Origin of the sequence: Halovibrio sp. HP20-59, assembly GCF_033052795.2 — a bacterium.
Classification (GTDB): domain Bacteria; phylum Pseudomonadota; class Gammaproteobacteria; order Pseudomonadales; family Halomonadaceae; genus Vreelandella.
This window is the reverse complement of the sequence record NZ_JAWJUW020000100.1, coordinates 1-265: the sequence shown is the minus strand read 5'-3', so window position 1 is coordinate 265 and position 265 is coordinate 1. Positions and strand designations below refer to the sequence as shown.

The 265-nt window shown below is 64.9% G+C and carries 1 protein-coding gene; it reads left to right on the top strand.

Features of this window, described 5'->3' with window-relative positions; all coding sequences use genetic code 11:
- A partial coding sequence (locus RZA33_RS19530; protein WP_317509832.1) for a TrbG/VirB9 family P-type conjugative transfer protein occupies positions 1-265 on the top strand: 265 nt, incomplete at both ends.

Below are 265 nucleotides of genomic sequence, written 5' to 3'. Positions count from 1 at the left end.
CCCGGCCGTTGCGGCCCGCAACTACCGATACGGTTTGACCGGCGGGAATCCGCCCTGGAAACCCGTCTCCGTCTATGACGACGGCCGCAGGGTCTACGTCGAGTTTCCGCGCGGGATCGTCCAGGGCGAAATGCCGCCGATCTTCGTCATCGGTCCCGATGGCGAAGCGCAACTCGTCAACAGCCGTATTCACCAGCACATCCTGATCGTCGATCGCCTGTTCGGCGCTGCCGAGCTCCGCCTTGGCGGCGGCGACAAACAGCAG